This is a genomic window from Thalassococcus sp. (assembly GCF_982780845.1).
On the sequence record NZ_CEYADA010000003.1, the window covers coordinates 248196 to 270844 of the forward strand.

General features: G+C 56.5%; 24 protein-coding genes. 7 read left to right on the top strand and 17 right to left on the bottom strand.

Features of this window, described 5'->3' with window-relative positions; genetic code table 11:
- Window positions 1-87 precede the first annotated feature (87 nt).
- From AC4FIA_RS05300 to AC4FIA_RS05335, 8 genes are all read right to left on the bottom strand, one after another.
- Window positions 88-462 (bottom strand): hypothetical protein, encoded by a 375-nt coding sequence (locus AC4FIA_RS05300; protein ID WP_473030969.1) that lies wholly within the window; start codon window positions 460-462, stop codon window positions 88-90.
- The gene (locus AC4FIA_RS05305) at window positions 459-1688 is read right to left on the bottom strand and encodes an NADH-quinone oxidoreductase subunit D (protein WP_473030979.1); all 1230 of its coding nucleotides are present in this window, start codon (window positions 1686-1688) and stop codon (window positions 459-461) included. The genes AC4FIA_RS05300 and AC4FIA_RS05305 overlap by 4 nt, the downstream gene beginning before the upstream one ends.
- The gene (locus tag AC4FIA_RS05310) at window positions 1688-2296 is read right to left on the bottom strand and encodes an NADH-quinone oxidoreductase subunit C (protein WP_488049837.1); all 609 of its coding nucleotides are present in this window, start codon (window positions 2294-2296) and stop codon (window positions 1688-1690) included. Before AC4FIA_RS05310 ends, AC4FIA_RS05305 begins: the two co-directional genes overlap by 1 nt.
- A gap of 10 nt (window positions 2297-2306) precedes the next feature.
- Window positions 2307-2840, bottom strand: coding sequence for a NuoB/complex I 20 kDa subunit family protein (locus AC4FIA_RS05315; RefSeq protein ID WP_200813146.1), 534 nt, complete (start codon window positions 2838-2840; stop codon window positions 2307-2309).
- Window positions 2831-3196 (bottom strand): NADH-quinone oxidoreductase subunit A, encoded by a 366-nt coding sequence (locus AC4FIA_RS05320; RefSeq protein ID WP_103908655.1) that lies wholly within the window; start codon window positions 3194-3196, stop codon window positions 2831-2833. Before AC4FIA_RS05320 ends, AC4FIA_RS05315 begins: the two co-directional genes overlap by 10 nt.
- Before the next feature lie 334 nt (window positions 3197-3530).
- Entirely contained in the window at window positions 3531-4187 is a 657-nt protein-coding gene (locus AC4FIA_RS05325) for a glutathione S-transferase family protein (RefSeq protein ID WP_490364980.1), read from the bottom strand.
- Window positions 4184-5740: an AMP-binding protein gene (locus AC4FIA_RS05330; RefSeq protein ID WP_490365008.1), complete on the bottom strand. Its 1557-nt coding sequence runs from the start codon at window positions 5738-5740 to the stop codon at window positions 4184-4186. Before AC4FIA_RS05330 ends, AC4FIA_RS05325 begins: the two co-directional genes overlap by 4 nt.
- Before the next feature lie 21 nt (window positions 5741-5761).
- Window positions 5762-6052 carry a hypothetical protein gene (locus AC4FIA_RS05335; protein ID WP_490364981.1) on the bottom strand — a complete coding sequence of 97 codons (291 nt, stop codon included), beginning with the start codon at window positions 6050-6052 and terminating at the stop codon, window positions 5762-5764.
- 175 nt (window positions 6053-6227) lie between these two features.
- Between AC4FIA_RS05335 and AC4FIA_RS05340 the strand changes: the two genes are divergently transcribed.
- The gene (locus AC4FIA_RS05340) at window positions 6228-6689 is read left to right on the top strand and encodes a CreA family protein (protein ID WP_490364982.1); all 462 of its coding nucleotides are present in this window, start codon (window positions 6228-6230) and stop codon (window positions 6687-6689) included.
- A gap of 12 nt (window positions 6690-6701) precedes the next feature.
- Here the strand turns inward: AC4FIA_RS05340 and AC4FIA_RS05345 are convergent, their stop codons facing one another.
- From AC4FIA_RS05345 to AC4FIA_RS05360, 4 genes are all read right to left on the bottom strand, one after another.
- Window positions 6702-8933, bottom strand: coding sequence for a response regulator (locus AC4FIA_RS05345; protein WP_490364983.1), 2232 nt, complete (start codon window positions 8931-8933; stop codon window positions 6702-6704).
- Entirely contained in the window at window positions 8926-9459 is a 534-nt protein-coding gene (locus tag AC4FIA_RS05350) for a hypothetical protein (RefSeq protein ID WP_490364984.1), read from the bottom strand. Before AC4FIA_RS05350 ends, AC4FIA_RS05345 begins: the two co-directional genes overlap by 8 nt.
- A 315-nt stretch (window positions 9460-9774) precedes the next feature.
- Window positions 9775-10956 carry a DegT/DnrJ/EryC1/StrS family aminotransferase gene (locus AC4FIA_RS05355; RefSeq protein ID WP_490364985.1) on the bottom strand — a complete coding sequence of 394 codons (1182 nt, stop codon included), beginning with the start codon at window positions 10954-10956 and terminating at the stop codon, window positions 9775-9777.
- A gap of 31 nt (window positions 10957-10987) precedes the next feature.
- Window positions 10988-11653, bottom strand: coding sequence for an HAD-IA family hydrolase (locus tag AC4FIA_RS05360; protein WP_490364986.1), 666 nt, complete (start codon window positions 11651-11653; stop codon window positions 10988-10990).
- A gap of 110 nt (window positions 11654-11763) precedes the next feature.
- Between AC4FIA_RS05360 and glmU the strand changes: the two genes are divergently transcribed.
- The 4 genes from glmU (at window position 11764) to AC4FIA_RS05380 (ending at window position 16445) form a co-directional block, all read left to right on the top strand.
- Entirely contained in the window at window positions 11764-13119 is a 1356-nt protein-coding gene (gene glmU, locus AC4FIA_RS05365) for a bifunctional UDP-N-acetylglucosamine diphosphorylase/glucosamine-1-phosphate N-acetyltransferase GlmU (RefSeq protein WP_490364987.1), read from the top strand.
- Window positions 13119-14936: a glutamine--fructose-6-phosphate transaminase (isomerizing) gene (gene glmS, locus AC4FIA_RS05370; RefSeq protein WP_490364988.1), complete on the top strand. Its 1818-nt coding sequence runs from the start codon at window positions 13119-13121 to the stop codon at window positions 14934-14936. Before glmU ends, glmS begins: the two co-directional genes overlap by 1 nt.
- A gap of 296 nt (window positions 14937-15232) precedes the next feature.
- Window positions 15233-15586, top strand: coding sequence for a hypothetical protein (locus AC4FIA_RS05375; protein WP_490364989.1), 354 nt, complete (start codon window positions 15233-15235; stop codon window positions 15584-15586).
- Window positions 15587-15737: 151 nt separating this feature from the next.
- Entirely contained in the window at window positions 15738-16445 is a 708-nt protein-coding gene (locus AC4FIA_RS05380) for a DNA alkylation repair protein (RefSeq protein ID WP_490365009.1), read from the top strand.
- On the opposite strand, the gene AC4FIA_RS05385 is transcribed toward AC4FIA_RS05380, so the two are convergent.
- The gene (locus AC4FIA_RS05385; RefSeq protein ID WP_490364990.1) at window positions 16446-16949 is read right to left on the bottom strand and encodes a hypothetical protein; all 504 of its coding nucleotides are present in this window, start codon (window positions 16947-16949) and stop codon (window positions 16446-16448) included.
- A gap of 75 nt (window positions 16950-17024) precedes the next feature.
- Between AC4FIA_RS05385 and moaA the strand changes: the two genes are divergently transcribed.
- Entirely contained in the window at window positions 17025-18032 is a 1008-nt protein-coding gene (gene moaA, locus AC4FIA_RS05390; protein ID WP_490364991.1) for a GTP 3',8-cyclase MoaA, read from the top strand.
- 9 nt (window positions 18033-18041) lie between these two features.
- Here moaA and AC4FIA_RS05395 read toward each other — a convergent pair whose 3' ends face one another.
- Window positions 18042-19097 carry an anhydro-N-acetylmuramic acid kinase gene (locus AC4FIA_RS05395; protein ID WP_490365010.1) on the bottom strand — a complete coding sequence of 352 codons (1056 nt, stop codon included), beginning with the start codon at window positions 19095-19097 and terminating at the stop codon, window positions 18042-18044.
- A 97-nt stretch (window positions 19098-19194) separates the two neighbouring features.
- Here AC4FIA_RS05395 and tyrS point away from each other — a divergent pair, with 97 nt between their 5' ends.
- Window positions 19195-20445, top strand: coding sequence for a tyrosine--tRNA ligase (gene tyrS, locus AC4FIA_RS05400; RefSeq protein ID WP_103908668.1), 1251 nt, complete (start codon window positions 19195-19197; stop codon window positions 20443-20445).
- Here tyrS and AC4FIA_RS05405 read toward each other — a convergent pair.
- The 3 genes from AC4FIA_RS05405 to AC4FIA_RS05415 all read right to left on the bottom strand — a co-directional run bounded on the left by AC4FIA_RS05405 (window position 20442) and on the right by AC4FIA_RS05415 (window position 22591).
- Window positions 20442-21395 (bottom strand): DUF3179 domain-containing protein, encoded by a 954-nt coding sequence (locus tag AC4FIA_RS05405; RefSeq protein WP_490364992.1) that lies wholly within the window; start codon window positions 21393-21395, stop codon window positions 20442-20444. The two genes, tyrS and AC4FIA_RS05405, sit on opposite strands and share 4 nt — an antisense overlap.
- Before the next feature lie 151 nt (window positions 21396-21546).
- On the bottom strand, window positions 21547-22092 hold the full coding sequence (locus tag AC4FIA_RS05410; protein ID WP_490364993.1) for a peptidylprolyl isomerase: 546 nt from the start codon (window positions 22090-22092) through the stop codon (window positions 21547-21549).
- Window positions 22085-22591, bottom strand: coding sequence for a peptidylprolyl isomerase (locus AC4FIA_RS05415; RefSeq protein ID WP_490364994.1), 507 nt, complete (start codon window positions 22589-22591; stop codon window positions 22085-22087). The genes AC4FIA_RS05410 and AC4FIA_RS05415 overlap by 8 nt, the downstream gene beginning before the upstream one ends.
- Between the last annotated feature and the right edge of the window lie 58 nt (window positions 22592-22649).

Here is a 22649-nt window from a genome sequence, read left to right on the forward strand (position 1 = left end):
TGTTATGTCCTATTGCGTCGGCACGCGGATGGCAGGGAATAGAAGCCCCCTGCCCGGGTTATGTCGGTTCAGCGCCGCTGCTAAGCCTTAGCTCGCAGCAGCCGCTTCGGTTGTTGTCGCAGCTTCGTCCTCGGGCGCGCAGGCACCCACTTTCAGACGGAAGCCGCCGTTCGAGAGCAGTACGCCCTGACGAGAGTCGATCATGTACTCGGCCATCTCACCCAGTTTCATCGGAGACAGACCTGTCTGGATCTCGAGCGCCTGAAGATCACCTTCGTTACCAACGTCACAGCCCAAGGATTCCACCGCAGCGATATAGTTCGCCACATCATTGGTGCTGGTTCCTTCGGGGGGCATCGCACAAGCCCCGAGCAAAGCAAGCGGTGCAATCACACCAGCTACTTTTTTCAGGGACGCGTTAAAGCCGCCCACTGCGAACGTCTGAACGAAAGTCATTGTCATCTGTCGATTTCTCCAAACACGACGTCCATGGTGCCGATAATCGCGGCGACGTCAGCAAGTTGGTGACCGGTGGCAATGTAGTCCATTGCCTGCAGATGCAGGAACCCCGGCGCGCGCAGCTTGGCGCGGTAGGGTTTGTTGGAACCATCGGCCTTCAGGTAGACACCGAATTCGCCCTTCGGTGCTTCGACTGCGGCGTAAACTTCGCCTTCGGGCACGTGGAAACCTTCGGTGTACAGTTTGAAGTGGTGGATCAAAGCCTCCATCGAGGTCTTCATGTCCGACCGCTTCGGCGGTGTCAGCTTGCCACGGGCAAGAACATCGCCTTGGTTCTCGGGCATCTTCAGCTTGGCAATCGCCTGACGGATGATGCTGAGCGACTGACGCATTTCTTCCATGCGGACCAGATAGCGGTCATAGCAATCGCCGTTTTTGCCAACGGGGATTTGGAAGTCGAATTCGTCATAGCATTCGTAGGGCTGCGCACGACGCAGGTCCCATGCCAGACCGGAACCACGGACCATAACGCCCGAGAAGCCCCAGTTCTGAATGTCTTCTTCCGTCACAACACCGATGTCGGCGTTACGCTGTTTGAAGATGCGGTTTTCTGTCAGCAGGCCGTCGATGTCAGCAATTACGCGCGGGAATTCCACAGCCCACTGGTCGATATCGTCCAGCAGATCTTCGGGCAGGTCCTGATGGACACCACCGGGGCGGAAGTATGCCGCGTGCAAACGGGCACCACAGGCGCGCTCGTAGAAAACCATCAGCTTTTCACGCTCTTCAAAGCCCCACAGCGGCGGGGTCAGCGCACCTACGTCCATCGCCTGAGTGGTGATGTTCAGCAGGTGGTTCAGGATACGGCCGATTTCCGAATACAGAACACGGATCAGCGACGCACGACGCGGCACTTCAACGCCAGTCAGCTTTTCGATTGCCAGACACCATGCGTGTTCCTGGTTCATCGGCGCCACGTAGTCGAGGCGGTCGAAGTACGGCAGGTTCTGCAGGTAGGTGCGGCTTTCCATCAGCTTTTCGGTGCCACGGTGCAGCAGGCCGATGTGCGGGTCGCAACGTTCAACAATCTCGCCGTCCAGTTCCAGAACCAGACGCAACACGCCGTGCGCAGCAGGGTGCTGCGGGCCGAAGTTGATGTTGAAGTTACGGATTTTCTGTTCGCCAGACAGCGCGTCTACGCTGCCGTCATCAAACTTGGAGCCGTCCATCATTTCGATGCCTCCTGTTTTTCGTCACCGGGCAGCACGTATTCGGCACCTTCCCACGGCGACATAAAGTCGAACTGGCGATATTCCTGAACAAGCGACACGGGTTCATAGACCACGCGTTTCTGTTCTTCGTCGTAGCGGACCTCGGTATAGCCCGTTGTCGGGAAATCCTTGCGCAGCGGGTAGCCACGGAAACCGTAGTCGGTCAGGATACGACGCAGATCGGGGTGACCTGTGAACAGGATACCGAACATGTCGAAAACTTCGCGCTCGAACCAGTTGGCCGAGGGGTGCACATCAACGATCGAAGGAACCATGTCCTCTTCACGGATGCTGACACGCAGACGGATGCGGTGGTTCTGGTACATCGACAGGAAGTGGTAAACCACGTCGAAACGCTTGCCTCGCGCGGGGTAGTCCACTGCTGTGATGTCGACCAGCGAATTGAATTTGCAGGTCGGGTCGTTTTTCAGAAACTCGACCAGACCAGCGATGTTGGACGGGGCCACGTCGACGTTCAGTTCGCCAAATGTGACGTCCCAGCCGATGACGCAATCGGGGCGCTTGGCCTCGATATAGCCACCCAGTTCCTTAAGTGCTTCGGTCATCTTACTCTCCTCAGCGCGTCAGGGTGCCGGTGCGGCGGATTTTACGCTGCAACGCCATGATGCCGTACAACAGCGCCTCTGCCGTCGGGGGGCAGCCGGGCACATAGACGTCAACCGGAACGATGCGGTCACAGCCGCGCACAACGGAATAGCTGTAGTGATAATAACCACCGCCGTTCGCACAGGACCCCATCGAGATCACGTAGCGCGGCTCTGGCATCTGGTCGTAAACCTTACGCAGAGCGGGGGCCATTTTGTTGGTCAGCGTACCGGCAACGATCATCAGGTCGGACTGACGCGGGGATGCGCGCGGCGCTGTGCCGAAACGCTCAAGGTCATAGCGCGGCATGGATGTGTGCATCATTTCAACCGCACAACACGCCAGACCGAATGTCATCCAGTGCAGCGAACCTGTCCGCGCCCAGTTGATGATGTCTTCGGTCGACGTCAGCAGGAAACCTTTGTCGGCCAGTTCCTTGTTCAGGTTCTGAACAGCCACTTCACGATCCGCGCCTGCGGTGTTGGCTCCGGTCATCACTCCCATTCGAGTGCTCCCTTCTTCCATTCATATGCAAAGCCAGCTGTAAGCACGGCAAGGAACACCATCATCGACCAGAAGCCCACCATCGAGATGTCTTTGAAACCGACGGCCCATGGGAACAGGAACGCGATTTCAAGGTCGAAGATGATGAACAGGATCGACACAAGGTAGAAGCGGACGTCGAATTTCATACGCGCGTCGTCGAAGGCGTTGAAACCACATTCGTAGGCCGACACCTTTTCCGGATCCGGATTGCGGACCGCAAGGACAACAGCAGCAAGAATGAGAACAAGTCCTAGACCAATAGCAATGGCCAGAAAAACGAGAATGGGGAGGTATTCCCTCAGCATCTCTTCCACGGGGATGGCTCCTTTCCCAGCAGGTACCAGCGGATGGCACGGCCTGCGGCATCAAGTGGCGATGTTGACTTGCCAATCATCTATCCCCGTGCCGGATTGTGGTCAACCGACGCGAGGCTAGAATTCACAAGTTATACAACGGCGGCATATCGCCCCATTCTATTAAAAAATTCCACTAAAAAACAAAAACTTAGGCAAGAAGCAAATGATATAACAAGCGACTTTTGGCGAAATTCGCTGAGAATTCAGGCACTCACGACCAAAGAAACTGCGCTGTTATGCCCGCGTACAACTAAGGTCTGAAGCCGGAAATCCCGAATCCAGCGGTTTGTGATCACAGTCCCCACGGTGGATAGAACGCTTTTTCATACAAAACTGTATCGGATGCGGCGGGCAGGCTTTTCCGGAATGCATCGCGCGACGTTATGCGATCCAGCCAGGCCTCGACTGCGGGGAAGTCGTCCGTCTTGGCGAAATGGCGCGACATGTAAACCGCCTGCCCCACGCTGACGTCCGCCGCCGAAAACCCGCCGTCCAGAAGATAATCGCGGCCCTGCAAACGCTCTTCCACGGCGGAATAGCATTTTCCGATCCGCGCGGCCTCCAGCTTCATCACAATCGGGCTGCGCATCGCATCATCGTACAGCATCAAATGCTGCTGGGTCAGAGCAGCGGCATGCTGGCTGATAGTTTCGGCAAAATGCACCCAAACCAGCCAATCCGCCCTTTCCGCCGTCCCCGGTGCACGCCCTAGGCCTGTGTCCGGAAAGGTTTCGCTCAGAAATTCGGTGATGGCCGCGGTTTCAAACAGAACCTGCCCGTCTATTTCCATGGCAGGCACCCGCCCAGCCGGTGACAGCGCCAGATAGTCCGCGCTGCGCAACGACTTATCAAACGGATGTGTAATGCATTCGAATTCGACGCCCAATTCATACAGCAACCAGAGCGACCGCATGGATCGGGACTGCGGGACATGGTGCAGCCGGATCATGCCGCCTCATCCCGCGCCATGGCCTTCAGGTCTTTGCGGATAACCTTGCCTGTCACCGTCATGGGAAGTGCATCAAGGAAACCGATTTCGCGAGGATAGGAATAGCTGGCCAAACGGGATTTCACATATTCCTGCAGCTCCACCGCCAGATCGTCTGACGCCGCATAATCAGGCTTCAGCACAACATAGGCCTTTACGATCTCGGTCCGCATCTCATCCGGTTTGCCCACCACGCCAACCGTCGCAACGGCTGGATGGGTCATCAGGCAATCCTCAATTTCTGCCGGCCCAATCCGGTAGCCCGCAGAGGTGATGACGTCGTCTTCACGACCGACAAAGCGCAGATGGTCCCCTTCCCAGATGCCGCGATCCCCCGTCAGCATCCATTTGCCTTTGAATTTCTCTGCCGTTTCTCTGGGCTTGCGCCAATATTCCAACATCATCGACGCGGATCCACGTTTGACCGCGATATCGCCCTCGCCCTCAGTCGGTTCGCCATTTTCGTCCAGAACCGCCAAACGGTGCCCCGGAACGGCACGGCCGATTGTGCCCGGCTGGGGCGGGAACGCCGCGCCACATGAAGAGGCGATCATGTTGCATTCGGTCTGGCCGTAGAATTCGTTGATAGTCACGCCCAGCGCATCCTTGGCCCATTCGAGCATTTCAGCACCCAGCGGCTCGCCTCCCGACGCCACAGTCCGCAACCCCGGTATCCGCGTGTTCGACGCTTTCAACATGCGCAACACGGTGGGCGGGAAAAAGACGTTCTTCACATTGCCCTGCTTGCAGATGCGCACCGCATCCTCTGGCGTGAATTTGGGCAAGCGCGCCGCCACGACAGGCACACCCAACGCCAACCCCGGCATCAGCACATCGAACAGCCCCCCGATCCATGCCCAATCCGCAGGGGTCCAGAGCCTGTCACCACGTTCCCCAAGAAAATCATGGCTCATCTCAACTCCGGGCAGATGGCCTGTCAGAATGCGATGACCGTGAAGCGCGCCCTTGGGCTTGCCTGTGGTGCCAGACGTATAGATCAGAACGGCAGGGTCATCCGGCGTCGTGTCGGCCAAGGCGATCGTGGCCTGCGGTCGCGCAGGTAAAGTGTCGGGCGTGATGACGCCAAGACCAAATCCCTTCAGGCGCGGTTCGTTGGTGCGATCCGTGACCACCACGCCCATGCCCGAGTCATCAATCCGGCTGGCCAGTGCATCGTGCTGGAACAAGGTAAAGAGCGGTACAGAAATCGCCCCGAGACGCCAGCACGCGATGTGCGCGGCCGCCAACAACGGGCGCTGACTTAGGAAGACGCCGACGCGGTCCGTTGGCCGTACACCCTTTTCAATCAAAGCTGTTTCTACGCGCCGCGAATATTCCCACAACTGACCATAAGTGAAGGCCCGCGGTTCGGCCCCGTTCAGATCCAAAATGGCAATCCTGTCGGGGTCCGTTGCGGCCCAACCATCACAGACCTGATGCGCAAGGTTCAGATGTTCGGGCAAATCCCACCGGAATGATTTGTAAAGCTGGTCATAGGGTTTTCGTCGCAACATCATAAAGGTCGGTCCAATGCGTTATGCATCCGGCACAGGCGTGTGATCGATCCACAGCGTCCGCCCAAACCGGTCAATTCCTGTCAGCCAATTTGTCCCGCAGGACACCACAAGCCATTCGCGATCCTTCTCGGACGGATAGGCAAAGCAATCTGTCATCGCGCCGCCTGTCTTTTCGACATAGGCCCCCGCGACGGCATTGATGATTTCGGTCTCAGAAAGCGAAGTCATCTGCTGCCCTTGCTTCAATCCGAAGTAACCGAAGGTCAGGGTCAGGCAGGATACAGGCAAAAACCACAGCCATTTTGGCATCAGAACCTCTTAGTCTTAGAAGGCCGATAGGGCATTGAATTCTGAAATCCTTACGACATCGTTTCAGAACGCTAGGTCCGCAAACTCTGCGGGTCAAGAACTGCGGCGCACATTAGACTTGTGAAACACCGCCTGCCCCACCATCTAAAGATGACCCGTTTTGAAGGAGCGCACGATGAACCGCCTGAAATCCCTTTGCACCGCTGCCGCAGTTGCCTGCCTATCTACGGCCGCGCAGGCGGAACAGATCGGTGAAATCGGTGTGGACTGGGTCGGGAACGACATTATCGTCGAAGCGATTTCGGATCCCGAGGTCGAAGGCGTCACCTGTCACATCGCCTATTTCGAACGCGGCTTGTTTGACCGCCTTTCCAAAGGCAACTGGTTCGAGGACCCTTCAAACGCCTCGATCGCCTGCCGTCAGACAGGGCCAATAACAATCGGTGACATTGATAAGGATAAAGACGGCGAAGACGTGTTCCGGCAGTCCCGCTCGATCATTCTGAAATCGCTTAGGGTGAAACGTATTTGGGATGAGGCAAACCAAACGCTGATTTACGTCGCCCATGCTGCCGAATTCACGGACGGGTCGGCCAAGGTTTCGATTTCCACCGTTCCTTTGTATTCCAGCAACTGATCCGTTCCTTCATCAGGACTTGATCATGCCCTCGGTCGGCTTTTCCTGTTTGAGCTTTTCAAGTTCAAGCTGAACGTCCTCGATCGCAAGGCCGATGTGATCGCTTTGCACCCGGGCAAGCGCCTCAAGATCGCGCAGTGCTCCGGCAAGGCTGCCCATAGAGAGCATGGATGCCGCACCTTGCACGGGATGGATGACATCAACGATGGTGCCGAAGTCCTTTTTCTCCAACGCGCTTTTGGCTGCGATGATCGCCTCGGAAATATCCTTAAGGCAAAGATCGACGTATTTCTCGAAATTCGGGATCTTGACCGGCGCATTTGGTGTTCTGGCGTTCAGCGCATCGGCAAGTTCAGCCAGTTTGACCGGCTTTTGCACGACCGCGTTCATCCCGCACTTGCGACAGGTTTCAATGATTTCGTCATCCACATAGGCCGTCACACCAACAATATTGACGCCCTTCAGATGCGGCAGCTTCCGAATACGCTGCGCCGCCTGATACCCGTTCATATTGGGCATATGGATATCAAGAAGCACGTGATCTGGGGTGAAATCCCGCAAAAGATACATTGCGCTTTCCCCGTCCCGCGCTTCGATCACATCGGCGCCGAAGCTTGTCAGAATCTCGCGCATGATGTCGCAATTGATCGGGTTGTCGTCCGCGAACACAACGCTTTTGCCCGTTAGATCAAGACCAGCAAGCTGTGAATTCCGCTTGGGTTCCTTAGGCGCTTCGGCACGTGGTTTCGGCGCGGACTGCGCCGTCGGAACTTTGAACGCGACTTCGAAGGTCGTTTCCAACCCTTCCGTGGATTGAACCGTCATGAAGCCGTCCAGCTTTTCGACAAGGCTTTCCACAATCGAAAGGCCAAGTCCGACACCGCTGTGCACCTCTCGGATAGTGGCCGAGCTTTCGAAAGGCTGAAAGATTTTTTGCAAGCGCTCTTCACTGATGCCACAGCCTGTATCAGAGACCCGCAGACAGAGGTTATAGATATTGCTCTCGGGCACAGGCATCAGATCAGCTGTAACCGAAACAGCCCCGTAGTCTGTGAATTTGATCGCGTTCGAAATCAGGTTTTGCAGGATCGTGAACAAGAATTCGTAGTTTCCTGTCAGCGGCAGATTGCTTGGTCCCTTCACGGTCGAGATCAAAGCAATGCCTTTTTTCTTCGCCAAAACCTCGAACTGTTCGACGACATCATCCAACAACGCCTCGACAGTGAATTCCCGCACCGCGACAGCAGGCGCGGATCCCTCGGCTTTAAGGAAATGCAAAACGCTGTTAATCTGACGAAGCGCAACGTCCGAAGACTTTGCCGCCAGTTTGACAAGGCGCTGCTGCGGACCGCTCAACGTCTTATCGGCAGCCAGCATTTCAATCGCCGCGCAAATTCCGTTCATCGGGGTGCGCAGTTCGTGCGACATCGTCCCAAGAAAGCGGATCTTTTCCTTTTCGCCCGCACTGGCCCGGTCACTGGCCTCTTGCAAGCGCTTGGAACGCTCTAACGCGTCGGCATAGCGTTTACCCAGTGTCAGGTCGCGAACGGTTAGAACATACAGACCCACGTCACCCGTCGGCGGGCAATAGACAACCTCGACCGGCACCAGCCCATCAGCCGAGTTTATGGCTGCCTCAAAACTTTTAGACTTTCTGCCGAACACGCGTAGATTGCCGTCTGGCCGAATGAAATCCGGTACCGCCGAGTTAAAATCAAACAACTTCTGAATGTGGCATCCGACGATCTCTTCGCTTTTCGCGTCGACAAGTGCGATGAATGCGGGATTTGCCTCTTCAACGATAGCTTGTGGCGTCACTAGAAGCACACCGTCACCGGCGTTATTGAAGACATGGGAAAGACGCGCCTGAATTCCGCGGCGCTTTTCCATTTCGCGCTGCAATTTCTCGGTACTTTCGGTCAGGGCGCGGAAACGTAAATCCGATGCATCCTGCCGGAACCGAATGAGCACGCCCACCTGACCGTTAAATAGTGAAATCCTGTGCATTAGCGTGGAAAGGTTTTGATCGCCGATATGAACGGCAACGGGGATAGGCTCAGAAACGCTCCGCGCGACAGACAGCGGCTTATGCGCCGCTTCGCCATTCAACCAATCTTCAAAATCAAATTCCAAGTCTGATGCAGCCGGGTTCTTAAAAATCACTTCCGCATCAGGGCCAATCAAAAAGACTGGGTTTGGATCCTTGGACAAAAGCGAAATCAGGGCCGCAAGCAGATCATCCATCGGGGTCATCCCTGTAGAAAATCTGGCCCTCGCCTTCAAGATCATCCAGATACACCTGCATCCTGACCTTGCCAGTGTCCTCATCATCAGCAGTGCACAACAGCACACGTGCCTGCCCCACACTCTGAGCAGTCATATGACCAACCAAACCGCATGCGACCATGCCCAGATACCGATTGTCGATCTGGACACCACCAATGGGTTTAAACGTTCGGCTGAATTCAAAAAAGGACCCGTCCTTTGCGACCGCCAATTCATTCTCCATACGAGAGCTGAGCAAATGAAGTACTGAAAACAATTGCTTTTTGGATAACATTTCAACTCCAAGTGAGTCTAGATAAATGTTATACAACCTATCACCGATGGATTTCCCCACCAGTGTAAAATACCCGTTCGCCTCGACCGAACCGACGATCTCTTCAAGACCCTGGAACAATCCTCCGACGACAAATTCCAGGATCTGCTCGCGTGAGATTTGCGCACTTTTGACGACTGCATCGTCAGGAAATGTTTGCATCTTGGCCATGTCTTCACTCCTCGGCACTGATACGTGTCGGTCAGTAAACAGCCAAGTACGGGAAGATTTATGTTTCGCCCAGCGCCCGAGCGACCCAGTGACTGCAGGGAAATTAGGTTAAAAAAACGCCAGAGCTTCAAAATTAAGAGTTTAGTAAGATAGTTATAATGACTTTAAATAATTTCAAGAGGTGAAATTTATTTAAAGCATAATGGTCGCCATTTTAACTCAGGCAACATGGCACCCTTTTGGGGCACTTTCGTTTCTTTTGCAGAGTTTCCCCGCTTTTAAATATTTGAAAACGGCGAAACTAAAGGCGTTTTTTTACCCAGCATTCAATTCCTGGCAGATGATTTCCGCAATCAGTTCACAATCACGTTTAGAGAACGTGAGCGGAAGCCTCATATCGATGAGCCCCCTTAAAACATCGTCTGTTTCAGGCATCCGTTCGATGGATGTAAACTGCCACGAGTCGTATCGCGACGTGAAACCTTTTGGCTCCGGCTCTCCAAACCACTTTAACTCAACGCCGCGATTTTCACAACGTTTTATAAAACCTGAGATTGCATCCGAGGAAAAGTCAGAAAGCAGAAACTGAAAAGACGACCCGACATAGGCTTCATCCTGCGGGCGTTTAGGCACCACAACCTGTGGTGCGTTGGCCAAAGCGTGTTCCATCACACGATAAAGCACATTCCAGCGCTCGACCCGCTCAGGCAAATCACGCAGCTGAGGGCGAAGTATCGCAGCGCGCAGATTATCCATCCGACCCGAGATGTTGGGCGTCACATACTTCAGTCGCTCGAACACCTCGGGCAGTGGTGCCGCGATATGGCGCCCATGCATCATGTAAGAGCCGGACATCAGAACTGCGCGCGCCGCGATTTCGGGATCATCGCTTACCAGCAGCCCGCCCTCGCCTGAATTGGCGTGCTTATACGTTTGCGTCGAATAACAAGCGACGGCCCCGTGACGTCCTGACGGCACGCCGCGGAACGACGCACCCATCGTATGGGCGCAATCCTCGATCACGGTGACAGAGGCCTCTCGGCACATGTCCATCAACCTGTCCATATCGCAGATGTGCCCGCGCATGTGGCTGAGCAACAGAAAGCGAGCCTGTGGCAGCTTGGATTTCAGATCGTCCAGATCAATGGTCAGATCCTGCGTCACGCCCACATAAATCGGCACGGCCCCGACACTGAAAATCGCGCCTGGCACAGGCGCAAGGGTAAAAGCATTGGACAGAACCGTATCACCACTTAGAACGCCGACTGCGCGCAAGGCCGTTGCGATCGCATATCCGCCCGATGCGACGGCCAGACAGTACTTCGCCCCCACCATCTCAGCGAATTCTTGCTCAAGCAGCGCGGTTTCCCCGACTTCGCCATCGACCGTATTGTAGCGATGCAGACGCCCAGAGCGCAAAACAGCAAGGGCTGCATTTATCCCCTCTTCGGGGATCGGCTCTTGTTGAGTGAAGTTTCCGTTAAAACGCTTTTCCATGACCCATTGGTGCGACGTGCGCCTGCGTCCGTCAATCAGCCAAAAGGCGGCGTGACACGCCCAAAAGCTCATCAAAGTGTTCGATAATTGCTTCGGGCTTAAGCGTGGCAACCGTATCGCCTGCCGGACCGAACGCAACAAGCACCGAGGGCACCCCTGCGTTGCGGGATGTCTCACGGTCGGTGTTGGTGTCGCCGACCAACAAAGATTGCGCGCGATTGCCGCCCACGCCGTCAACCGCCGCAAAGAACGGACGCGGGTCGGGTTTGCGCACCGGCAGGGTGTCAGCTCCGATCATCGATCCGAAAATATCGCGTATTTTCAGGTCGTTCAGCAACTTCTCAGCCAAGCCTGACGGTTTATTCGTGCAGATACCCACCGCAAACCCGTCAGATTTCAACGATTCCACCGCTTCGATCGCCCCCGGATAAAGCGATGTGTGAACCGAGATATTGTCGTCATACGCGTCCAGAAGCACGGGGTACCACCTGTCAATCACGGCCTCGTCCACATCGCCCATACGCGAAAGACCCAAACGCAGCATTGCGCGTGCTCCGTGGAACGCGGTTTCAGCATCGCCCACCGCGTCCAGTTGCGGACCAACGCCCATTTCGATGAAACAGTGATTGGCAGCTGCAATCAGGTCTGCACTTGTGTCGGCCAAAGTGCCGTCCAGATCGAAAATCACCGTTCGCATTCCGCATTCTCCATATGTCACAGCCTGTCACTTTCCGTGAGCTGACACGACTTGTCCCCATGGCTGAAACGGTTAAAACGACCGCGACCTAAAGACAAAGAGTTTATCTGATGAATATTGCTCTGATCATCCTTGCGGCCGGCAAAGGCACACGCATGGAATCGGACCTTCCCAAGGTACTGCACAAGATCGCAGGCGCGCCGATGCTGGCCCATGTCATGAAGGCGGGCAACAGCCTCGAGCCGGAAAAAGTGGTGGTGGTGGCTGGCCATGGCGCCGATCTGGTGACCAAGGCCGCGCAAGATTATGATCCCGAGGCGACTATCGTCCTGCAGGAAGAGCAGCTTGGCACCGGCCACGCGGCCATGCAGGCGCGCGACGCGCTGGCCGGCTTCGAAGGCGATGCGATCGTTATGTTCGGCGATACCCCCTTCATCAGTCAGGACACATTGGAACGCATGGCCGAAGCGCGCGCCAAGCATGACGTGGTTGTGCTGGGCTTTAACGCAGCTGATCCGGCCAAATACGGTCGTCTTGTCACCGAAGGAGATACGCTTCTTCGGATCGTCGAATTCAAAGACGCCAGCGACGAAGAACGCGCGATTACCCTGTGCAATTCCGGCGTTCTCTGCGCGTCCGCTCCGATGCTGTTTGACCTGCTTGATCAGGTGAACAACGACAACGCGTCCGGCGAATACTATCTGCCTGATATCGTCGGAATCGCCCGCGACAAAGGCATGTCGGCCACCGCCGTAACCTGCGATGAGGCCGAAACGCTGGGCATCAACTCGCGCGCTGAACTGGCTGTCGCTGAAAAGATTTTCCAAACCAAAGCCCGCGCCGATCTGATCGAGGATGGCGTTTACATGCAGGCCCCTGACACGGTCTATCTGTCGTTCGACACGGTGATTGGCCGCGATGCCGAGATCGAGCCGAATGTTGTCTGCGGTCCCGGCGTGACCATCGAAAGCAATGCACAAATCCGCGCATTTTCGCATCTGGAAGGGTGCCATGTATCCCGCGGGTCCGTGGTCGGCCCCTATGCCCGCCTGCGCCCCGGCGCGGAACTGGCCGAGGATGTGCGCATCGGCAACTTCGTCGAGGTCAAGAACGCCCAGATCGATGAAGGCGCGAAGGTAAATCACCTGTCCTACATCGGTGACGCCCATGTTGGTGCAGGATCGAACATCGGAGCAGGTACGATCACCTGCAACTACGATGGTTTCTTCAAGCATAAAACCGAAATCGGCGCAGGCGCGTTCATCGGGTCGAACACCATGTTGGTGGCCCCCGTTAAAATCGGCGTTGGTGCCCTGACCGGTAGCGGTTCGGTGATCACCAAAAACGTTCCGGACGGCGCAATGGCGCTGGCGCGGGCTCCTCAGGACAACAAAGAGGGCCGCGCGACCAAAATGTTCGATATTTTAAAGGCCAAGAAGGCTAAATCCCAAAAGGATAAGTCATAATGTGTGGAATTGTGGGGGTTCTCGGGAACCATGAAGTTGCGCCTATTCTGGTAGAAGCGCTTCGCCGACTTGAATATCGCGGCTACGACAGTGCTGGTATCGCCACCGTGAACGGCGGAACTCTGGATCGCCGTCGCGCTGTCGGCAAACTGGTCAACCTGTCCGATTTGCTGGTTCATGAACCGCTGGCAGGCAAGTCCGGCATTGGCCACACACGTTGGGCGACCCATGGCGCGCCTTCGACCAAGAACGCACACCCCCACCGCGCAGGCCCTGTGGCCGTTGTTCACAACGGTATCATCGAAAACTACCGTGAACTGCGCGAAGAGCTGGCCCAGCATGGCTGCCAGTTTGTGACCGAAACGGACACAGAAACCGTTGCCCTGCTGACCGAGCACTACATCAAACAAGGCATGAATCACGTTCAGGCGGCCGAAAAAACGCTGTCGCGTCTGGAAGGTGCCTTTGCCCTCGCTTTCCTGTTCGAAGGCGAAGACGATCTGATGGTTGCGGCACGCAAAGGCAGCCCGCTGGCCATCGGGCACGGCGACGGCGAAATGTTTGTGGGCTCCGACGCCATCGCGCTGGCCCCGATGACCAATCGCATCACCTATCTTGAGGAAGGCGACCGCGCGATCCTGACCCGCCAAGGCGTTGATATTTACAACGAAGCTGGCACGTTGGTGAACCGCGAACTGCGTACCATTCAGGTCGACGCGACACGCATCGACAAATCCGGCTACAAACACTTCATGGCTAAGGAAATCGCCGAACAGCCCGCTGTTCTGGCCGACGCCCTGAACCGGTATATCGATCAGGATGCGATCACTGGCCCCATCGCAGATCTGGATTTTACAGACACAACAGGTATCACTCTGGTCGCGTGCGGCACGGCGTTCTACGCCTGCCTGACCGCCAAGTACTGGCTTGAAAAACTGGCCCGCATTCCGGTTGAGGTCGATATCGCATCCGAGTTCCGCTACCGCGAGCCGCCCATCGCCAAAGGCACCACAGCGATCTTCGTCAGCCAGTCCGGCGAAACCGCAGACACCCTTGCGGCACTGCGCTACTGCGCGGGCAAAGCGGATCGCATCCTGTCTGTTGTCAACGTTGCCGAAAGCTCGATCGCGCGGGAAAGCGATGTGGCGCTGCCGATCCATGCGGGCGTTGAAGTTGGTGTTGCCTCGACCAAGGCCTTCACATGCCAGCTGAACGTTCTTCTTTTGCTGGCGATCAAAGCGGCAACAGACAAGGGCGAGCTTGATCAGAAGGCACGCGCAAAGCTGCTGGAAACGATGCGCGCATTGCCCGGTATTTTCAACGTCGCGCTGGACCGTGACAGCGTAATTGAAGCAGCATCGGCCCAAATCGCCGAAGCCCGTGACGTGCTGTTTTTGGGTCGTGGACTAATGTATCCGCTCGCGCTTGAAGGCGCACTTAAGCTTAAAGAAATCAGCTACATACACGCCGAAGCTTATGCATCGGGCGAACTTAAACACGGCCCCATCGCGCTGATCGACAAATCTGTCCCAGTCATCGTCTTTGCCCCACGGGATTCACTGTTCGATAAAACCGTATCGAACATGCAAGAGGTCATGGCGCGCGGTGGCAAGGTGGTTCTTGTGACCGATGCCGCAGGCGCACAAAAGGCCGGAAGCGACACGTGGAAAACCATCATTCTGCCCGAGGTCGAAGAAGTGGTCGCCCCGCTTCTGTACTCCTTGCCCGCCCAGCTGATCGCCTATCACGCGGCGGTAGCCAAAGGCACCGATGTGGACCAACCGCGCAACCTCGCAAAATCCGTGACGGTTGAATAATTACAAAAAAGATCAGCTATCCTATATCACACCACTCAACAGGCAGTCGGCTTTTACTTCTTCGTGGGCCCGTTTCCCAACGCGGGCCTTCGACAAGACGCCTCCAGTAGTTGCGCTCTGTTCAGTGACAGGTAAATATGCCACCTAGAGGCGAGTGTAAGTCATTCAGAAACTGGAGCCACGCAAGGAATTTTCCCAAAGATCAAACTAACTGAACCCAAATTCTGATTCATAAAACGCATTGGCCCGAAACTTATGGCCGCTCAACGATAAGCAAACCAAACCAGGACGCATTAATGAGAATTTTTCTATTACTTTCGTGTGCAAGCACACTTGCTCTAACGGCGTGTTCGAACGCCAAGACGGCAGATGAAGTTAACGCTGCATTCGTACCAACGGGCAAATACGAGCGCATGTCTTGCAAGGCTTTAAGTACCGAGGAACGGGAAGCGGAGCGAGAACTTGCCGACATGACTGCAGCAATTGAGAAATCTTATCGTGATGACAAAACAGCGGAGTTTGTTGCTTGGTTTCTATTCGCCCCCGCACTGCTCATGATGGACGGAAATTCTGAAGAGCAAAAAGAATACGGCGAAGCAAAGGGAAAACTTATCGCAATACAGGACGCGATGGATGCCAAGGGCTGCTAGGTGCCCCAACCAAATTTCAATCAAGCTGTTAAGGGGGGATGTTCATCCTCCCTTTTTGTTTCTAAATATGCTTTGCACAAGCTCTGGCTGTTCAAGAACTTCAATGAGCTTGCACACAACTGGGTCAGCCATCAAAGGCGCGCTGCAAGCCATGAACGATCTTGAAAACGTGTCCCTTCCTGAGAACGCAGAAGATGCGATCAACGCGCTTCGTGAACACGTTGTCGAAGGGCGCACTGAGGAGATGGCCGCTTATCACAAAGTGGATCGCCCCTACCTTGGCGTGCCCAATCCGGTTCTGAATGACTTGTCCACGATTTGGCGGCGCGGATTGCCCCTCGATGCACGAGTGGCGTTGGCCGAGGATTTGTGGGCGAGTGATATTTTCGAAGCTCGGGTCACGGCTGCCAAACTGCTGACGCAAGCGCGGATCAAGGATGATAGGCAGGTTTGGGGACTAATCACCAGTTGGGTGCCTGATTTCGATTCCTGGGCAATTGCCGATCATGTGGCATCGGCAGGCGGAAGGCGCTTGACCGCCCATCCGGAACGGTTGGACGAGGTCGAGGGCTGGACGACAAGCGATCACATGTGGACGCGCCGCGCGGCGTTCGTCTTTACCCTGCCCTTCGGAAAATCCCGCCACCCGAGCGAGATCGAATTGGCCGCACGAGAGCGCATTCTTGGCTGGGCCGTTGACCTTGCCGGTGATCCGGAATGGTTCGTTCAGAAGGCTATCGCATGGTGGCTGCGTGATCTGTCACGCCATGCACCGGAACAGGTGCACGATTGGCTGGCGGAACATGGCGGCGCGCTTAAACCTTTTGCCCGCAAAGAGGCCGCGCGCCACCTGCCCTGATTACCCTTCGATATAGACCTCGATGGTCGGCAAATCGGTCAGCGGCGCTTCGATCAGGCGCATTGCCGCGAGCGAAATCCGGCTGCCAGCACCATCAGGCGCGTCAATCGGAATTAGATCGACCTGAGCGGACTTACCGGAGCCCGGAAACACAACACGTCCCTTTGCGGGGGCATCCACCAAAGGCGTTTCCAGCCAGAAGCCTGCCTTGGTGGGGTCCCCGAGAGATGCGATCGTTGTACCCAAAGAACGTCCGCCGGTCGCTGGGGCGGCGGCCTCGACACGTTCTTCGGCGGTGGTTGTGTCGAACTCTTCGACCGTACGCGCATTTTGCGGCGGGCGTACAGCAGACCGCACTTCTTCCACGGTTTCCTCCGAAGGTTCGACCGCGACAGCAGGCTGAGCCGCTTCGGTGTTTTCCAGTGGCGGTTTGACTTGGAACGGGCCAGTGCCACATCCAACAATGGGAAGCGCCAGAAGCAAACAAACGAAAGTGTTACGCATGATAAGACCTTTGTCCTGTGATCAGGTTTGCAGCAATACTTGCCCGAGCTTGCAGGAATTACTAGGTTGATCGGCATGATAACGCCACTCGTCGATCCATTTCATCGCCCGATCAGCTATCTGCGTGTCTCTGTGACCGACAGGTGTGACTTCCGCTGTGTGTACTGCATGTCCGAAAACATGCAGTTTCTGCCTAAGAAAGAGCTTCTGACGCTAGAAGAACTGGACCGTATGTGTTCGACCTTCGTCAATCTCGGGGTCGAGAAGCTACGCATCACGGGTGGCGAACCCTTGGTGCGTCGCAACATCATGTCGTTCTTCCACAACATGACGCGGCACCTAGAATCAGGTGCACTAAAGGAACTGACACTGACCACAAACGGATCGCAGTTGGCGAAATTCGCAGATGATCTTTATTCCGCCGGTGTCCGCCGCGTAAACGTTTCGCTGGATACGCTGGACGACAAGAAATTCGCCGACATCACCCGCTGGGGCAAACTGGATCAGGTGCTGAAAGGCATTGATGCCGCGCAAAAGGCAGGGCTGCGGATCAAGATCAACACCGTTGCGCTGAAGGGCTTCAACGAAGACGAGCTGTTCACCCTGACCGAATGGTGTGCCAGCCGCGACATGGACCTAACATGGATCGAGGTCATGCCAATGGGTGACATCGGCAACGAAGACCGTCTGGGCCAATACTGGAAACTGGACGATCTACGTGCGCGTCTGGGCGAAAACTATACGCTGACCGATCTTGCCGAACGCACGGGCGGCCCGGCCCGCTATGTGCGGCTGGAAGAAACCGGTCAGAAGATCGGCTTTATCACGCCGCTGACACACAACTTCTGCGAAAGTTGCAACCGCGTGCGTCTGACCTGCACCGGCGAGCTGTTCATGTGCCTTGGGCAAGAGGACAACGCCGATCTGCGTGCGGCACTGCGCAATCACCCGAACGACAACACGCCGTTGGAAGAAGCCATTCGCGCAGCGATTAAGCTGAAGCCCAAGGGCCACGACTTTGACTATTCCCGTCAAACCGTCGATGGCCGCGTGTCCCGCCATATGAGCCACACGGGCGGCTGATCCAGCCGGTTACACCCTGCTGATCTTGCCGCCGCCGACAGCGGCGCGCACGCCTGTGGTCGATGGCCCGGATGTTGGCAGCCCGCGCAAAACACGCACGGCCAGATAGCCGAATGCCTGCGCCTCAAGCATATCACCGTTAAGGTCCACATCCTCGACCGGCAGCACATCGCAATCCAGACCGGCCTGAAGCATTGCCATCATCACAGGGTTATGCCGCCCGCCGCCGGTGACGAGCAAACGCTCTGGCACAGTCGGGCAATGTTCCATCGCCTGCATCACAGCGGCGGCAGACATGGCGGTCATGGTCGCGGCGGCATCCCCATCATCCAACTCGCGGACCAGATCCAGCATCAGACCGAAATCATCGCGGTCCAAGGACTTGGGCGGCATGCGGCGGAAATAGGGTTCCTCAAGAAACAGCTCTAGCGCCCCATCGACAACCTTACCTTTGGAGGCCAACGCGCCGTCTTTGTCGTAGGGCAATCCGCAGCGCTCCATCATCAGATCATTAATCGGTGCGTTTGCGGGGCCGGTATCAAAGGCCAGACAGGCCCCTTCGGCATCCGGTTTCGGGAGACTCGGATCAACCCACGTCAGGTTGCCCACGCCACCAAGGTTCAGAAATGCGACTGGCGCAGTGGCCTTGATCCATTTTGCGCAGGCAAAGTGGAAATACGGGGCCAGTGGCGCGCCTTCGCCGCCAAGCTCCACGTCAGTTGAGCGAAAATCCCAAACCGTTGTAACGCCCAGCGCCTCGGCCAAAGCGGCGCCGTCACCGATCTGATGCGTCCCACGCCCACGCGGATCATGGGCCAGCGTCTGGCCATGAAACCCCACGATCTGGGCGCCGTCAAAACCGGCCAGAACCTCGGTGTGCGCGGTCTGGATCACGTCCAGCGCAGCTTGGGTGTCGTCCTCGGGCCACTTGCCCAGCGCATCTTTCAGAACTTGCCGTTCCGCGTCGCTGTAAGCGCGATAATCGGCATCGCCGAATTCGATAATCTGATCCCCGTCTGTCAGGATCATCGCCGCATCGACACCGTCCAAAGAGGTGCCCGACATGGCCCCCAAAGCCCATATCGGTTCTTGTTGCAACTTACCCTTCACCTTAGCGCGCCCCGGTCTTATACGATGCTGCGAACTATAACGGGGAAATACGATGACCTACCATCCCAAATCCGACTTCATGCGCGTCATGATGGAACGCGGCTTTCTGGCCGATTGCACGGATTATCAAGGCCTTGATGACGCTTTGGTTGCTGGGGTGGTGCCGGGTTATATCGGTTTTGACGCCACAGCCAAATCACTCCACGTGGGCAGCCTGATCCAGATCATGATGCTGCGCTGGCTGCAAAAGACCGGCCACAAGCCGATCACGCTCATGGGCGGTGGCACGACCAAGGTCGGCGATCCGTCCTTCCGCGCAGATGAGCGCCCGCTTCTGACGCCTGAACAGATCGACAGCAACATCGATGGCATCAAGCAAGTGTTTGCGAAATACATCAGCTACGACGACGGCCCCACAGGCGCGTTGATGCTGAACAACGCGGAATGGCTGGACGATCTGAACTACCTCGAGTTCCTGCGGGACATCGGGCGGCATTTCAGCGTCAACCGTATGCTGTCGTTTGAATCGGTGAAGTCCCGTCTGGACCGCGAACAGTCGCTGTCGTTCCTTGAATTCAACTACATGATCCTTCAGGCCTATGACTTCCTTGAACTGAACCGTCGCTACGGCTGTCTGGTGCAGTTCGGCGGGTCGGACCAGTGGGGCAACATCGTTAACGGGATCGACCTGACGCGCCGCGTGATCGATCAGCAGATTTTCGGCCTGACGTCGCCGCTGCTGACCACCTCTGACGGCAAAAAGATGGGCAAATCGCAGGACGGCGCGGTTTGGCTGAACGCCGATATGCGCTCGCCCTATGAATTCTGGCAGTTCTGGCGGAACACGACCGACGCCGATGTTGGCCGTTTCCTGAAGCTTTATACAGAGCTTCCTCTGGACGAATGCGAACGCCTTGGCGCGCTGGCAGGATCCGAGATCAACGACGCCAAGATCGTGCTTGCGAATGAGGTCACAACGCTTTGTCACGGTGCCGAGGCCGCTGCTGCTGCCGAAGCCACCGCGCGCGAAGTGTTTGAAAAAGGCGGTGTTGGTGATGACCTGCCGACGCTGGAACTGACTGCGGACGAACTGGGCGATGGCATTTCCATCGTTCAGGTGCTGGTCAAATCCGGTCTGGCTAAATCCGGCAAAGACGCCAAGCGTCTGATCGCGGAAAACGGCGCCAAGATCGACGACGAACCGCTGACCAACGCGGGCCTGATGCTGGACGCAGCGGCTCTGTCTTCGCCTGTCAAGCTGAGCGCGGGTAAAAAGCGCCACGCATTGGTCAAGCTGTCTTAATCCAGCATCCACTGGCCTTTGGGCCAGAATGCATGAAAGGCAAAGGCAAACAGCACGTCATGTGCAATGTCTTTGCCTTTTTCATTTTTGACACGGATCGCGCCGACGTCGCGGCCACTGCCGATCGCATCTGTGTCTAGGGCCGAGGCTTGCGTGTCTGCCCAGATCAGTGTGATGCCAGCCTCGGTGATCTTGCCCTCTTTCGCCAATCGTGACATCGGCCAAGCCCTGTCGCCCACCCTAACCACGCGTTCCAACGCAGGGATGCCATGTGGCGGCGGATCGCCCGAATACAGGAACGGACGCTGTGACGTGTCATAGCGGCGATATGGGTTGGTGCCGTAGGATCGGGGGAAGGCGGGCTCGGCCATCACCAACCCATCGGGATGCGCGGCTTGAAACGCCTCCCAGCTTTCCATCCAACTAGGCAACGTGTTCAGCGTGGTGCCGGTGAGATCACCAACAATCCCCTGCCCCAAGGCCTGCTGCCACCAGCTTTGCGTTTCGCGGTCGTACATGATCATGTCCGAGTTGCGCAGCTTGCCCGTGACGCCAAAGCTCAGAACCTGCCCAGCGACGCGACGGTCGAACACGATGGCAGAGTTGCAAAGCGGGCAATAGGTGACGGCCACAGACACGCCACCGACGCTGTCATTTACGATCTCATGCCACATCAGATAGCGCAGGGGATAGGCACGGGCGCGCGCGCCATCGGGTGCCAGCGTGATCACCGGTTCGCGCGGTTCCAGCCCCTGTTTCTGGTTCACGTCCACCCACTGCGGATCATCCAGTGCAGGAATGCCATCCTTGCCCGGCCCGCCTGACAGGATATTGGCCCAACTACTGACGCTGGTTTTGCCGAAATCCGTGTCAGGCCATTCGTGTTTCCAGAATGACGGATCGGCCAAGGCCGCGCCGCACCACAAAAGCCAGACAAATACCCACCGCATCCTGCGTCCTCCTGCGCAAAGCTGCCTTAAGCATTGCACAGCGATGGATTCGCTCAAGTAGACCTACAGAAAGTTGAAGCGACGGTGATCAATGGCCAAACAAAAAGGGCGGGAAAACTCCCGCCCTTTCCAGCTTCGATTTAACGAAGGCTTATTCTGTGACACGGACCGCGGACATGCGATCGGGTTCACCGATCACAGCACCGTTCGGGCCAGCGCCCTTTTTGATCGCATCGACCACATCCATGCCCTCGGTCACCTGACCAACGATGGTATACTGGCCGTTCAAGTGCGGCGCAGGTGCGAACATGATGAAGAACTGCGAGTTCGCCGAATGCGGGCTGCGCGCGCGGGCCATGCCGATCACGCCACGTTCGAAGTTCAGGTCAGAAAACTCTGCCTGAAGATCGGGGCGGTTTGATCCGCCAGTACCCGCCATGCGCATGTCCATGCCCGGCTTACCGAATTCGACGTCGCCTGTTTGCGCCATGAAGCCGTCAATCACACGGTGAAAGACCACATCATTGTAGGCACCCTCGGATGCCAGCGCAGTGATCTGCTCAACGTGGTTCGGCGCGACGTCCTCGAACAGGTCGATAACGATTGTGCCGTTGGCTTCGCCTGTGACGTCAATCTCAAGCCCTGTGGCACCCGCAGGTACCGCCAGAAGGCTCAGAAGAGCTGCCAGCTTATACATCTGCAGCAACCTTGACGCTGATCATGCGGTCGGGGGATGCAGGCGGCTCGCCACGTGTGATGGCGTCGACGTGCTCCATGCCGGACACTACGCGACCGTAAACGGTATACTGACCGTTCAGGAAGTGGTTGTCCTTGAAGTTGATGAAGAACTGCGAGTTTGCCGAGTTCGGGTTCTGGCTACGCGCCGCACCCAACGTGCCACGGTCATGCGGCAGTTTCGAGAATTCAGCAGGCAGGTTCGGCAGATCGGACCCCCCTGTACCCGCCAAACGCAAGTTGAAATCCTTTTCCATGTTGCCGTTGGCCACGTCGCCTGTCTGCGCCATGAAACCGTCGATCACGCGGTGGAAGGCCACGTTGTCGTACTGACCGGAACGCGCCAGTTCTTTCATGCGCGCGCTGTGCTCCGGCGCAACGTCGGGCAGAAGTTCGATAACGACGGTGCCGTCTTTCAGCTCCATCAGGATTGTGTTTTCGGGGTCCTTGTAGTCGGCCATGTCTTGCTCCCTTGGCAAATTTCTTCCCTACGTAGCCCTGTCACGCGGTCTTCACAAG

Excerpts from the sequence above, each read along its gene's own strand:
- tyrS (WP_103908668.1), top strand. The coding sequence starts at position 19,195 with ATGACCTACCATCCCAAATCCGACTTCATGCGCGTCATGATGGAACGC.
- AC4FIA_RS05395 (WP_490365010.1), bottom strand. The coding sequence starts at position 19,097 with ATGTCGGGCACCTCTTTGGACGGTGTCGATGCGGCGATGATCCTGACA.
- AC4FIA_RS05340 (WP_490364982.1), top strand. The coding sequence starts at position 6,228 with ATGAACCGCCTGAAATCCCTTTGCACCGCTGCCGCAGTTGCCTGCCTA.
- AC4FIA_RS05350 (WP_490364984.1), bottom strand. The coding sequence starts at position 9,459 with ATGGCCAAGATGCAAACATTTCCTGACGATGCAGTCGTCAAAAGTGCG.
- AC4FIA_RS05345 (WP_490364983.1), bottom strand. The coding sequence starts at position 8,933 with ATGGATGATCTGCTTGCGGCCCTGATTTCGCTTTTGTCCAAGGATCCA.
- AC4FIA_RS05405 (WP_490364992.1), bottom strand. The coding sequence starts at position 21,395 with ATGCGGTGGGTATTTGTCTGGCTTTTGTGGTGCGGCGCGGCCTTGGCC.
- AC4FIA_RS05335 (WP_490364981.1), bottom strand. The coding sequence starts at position 6,052 with ATGCCAAAATGGCTGTGGTTTTTGCCTGTATCCTGCCTGACCCTGACC.
- AC4FIA_RS05385 (WP_490364990.1), bottom strand. The coding sequence starts at position 16,949 with ATGCGTAACACTTTCGTTTGTTTGCTTCTGGCGCTTCCCATTGTTGGA.
- AC4FIA_RS05415 (WP_490364994.1), bottom strand. The coding sequence starts at position 22,591 with ATGGCCGACTACAAGGACCCCGAAAACACAATCCTGATGGAGCTGAAA.
- AC4FIA_RS05305 (WP_473030979.1), bottom strand. The coding sequence starts at position 1,688 with ATGGACGGCTCCAAGTTTGATGACGGCAGCGTAGACGCGCTGTCTGGC.
- moaA (WP_490364991.1), top strand. The coding sequence starts at position 17,025 with ATGATAACGCCACTCGTCGATCCATTTCATCGCCCGATCAGCTATCTG.
- AC4FIA_RS05315 (WP_200813146.1), bottom strand. The coding sequence starts at position 2,840 with ATGGGAGTGATGACCGGAGCCAACACCGCAGGCGCGGATCGTGAAGTG.
- AC4FIA_RS05360 (WP_490364986.1), bottom strand. The coding sequence starts at position 11,653 with ATGCGAACGGTGATTTTCGATCTGGACGGCACTTTGGCCGACACAAGT.
- AC4FIA_RS05325 (WP_490364980.1), bottom strand. The coding sequence starts at position 4,187 with ATGATCCGGCTGCACCATGTCCCGCAGTCCCGATCCATGCGGTCGCTC.
- AC4FIA_RS05330 (WP_490365008.1), bottom strand. The coding sequence starts at position 5,740 with ATGTTGCGACGAAAACCCTATGACCAGCTTTACAAATCATTCCGGTGG.
- AC4FIA_RS05380 (WP_490365009.1), top strand. The coding sequence starts at position 15,738 with ATGAACGATCTTGAAAACGTGTCCCTTCCTGAGAACGCAGAAGATGCG.
- glmS (WP_490364988.1), top strand. The coding sequence starts at position 13,119 with ATGTGTGGAATTGTGGGGGTTCTCGGGAACCATGAAGTTGCGCCTATT.
- AC4FIA_RS05410 (WP_490364993.1), bottom strand. The coding sequence starts at position 22,092 with ATGTATAAGCTGGCAGCTCTTCTGAGCCTTCTGGCGGTACCTGCGGGT.
- AC4FIA_RS05375 (WP_490364989.1), top strand. The coding sequence starts at position 15,233 with ATGAGAATTTTTCTATTACTTTCGTGTGCAAGCACACTTGCTCTAACG.
- AC4FIA_RS05355 (WP_490364985.1), bottom strand. The coding sequence starts at position 10,956 with ATGGAAAAGCGTTTTAACGGAAACTTCACTCAACAAGAGCCGATCCCC.
- AC4FIA_RS05310 (WP_488049837.1), bottom strand. The coding sequence starts at position 2,296 with ATGACCGAAGCACTTAAGGAACTGGGTGGCTATATCGAGGCCAAGCGC.
- glmU (WP_490364987.1), top strand. The coding sequence starts at position 11,764 with ATGAATATTGCTCTGATCATCCTTGCGGCCGGCAAAGGCACACGCATG.
- AC4FIA_RS05300 (WP_473030969.1), bottom strand. The coding sequence starts at position 462 with ATGACAATGACTTTCGTTCAGACGTTCGCAGTGGGCGGCTTTAACGCG.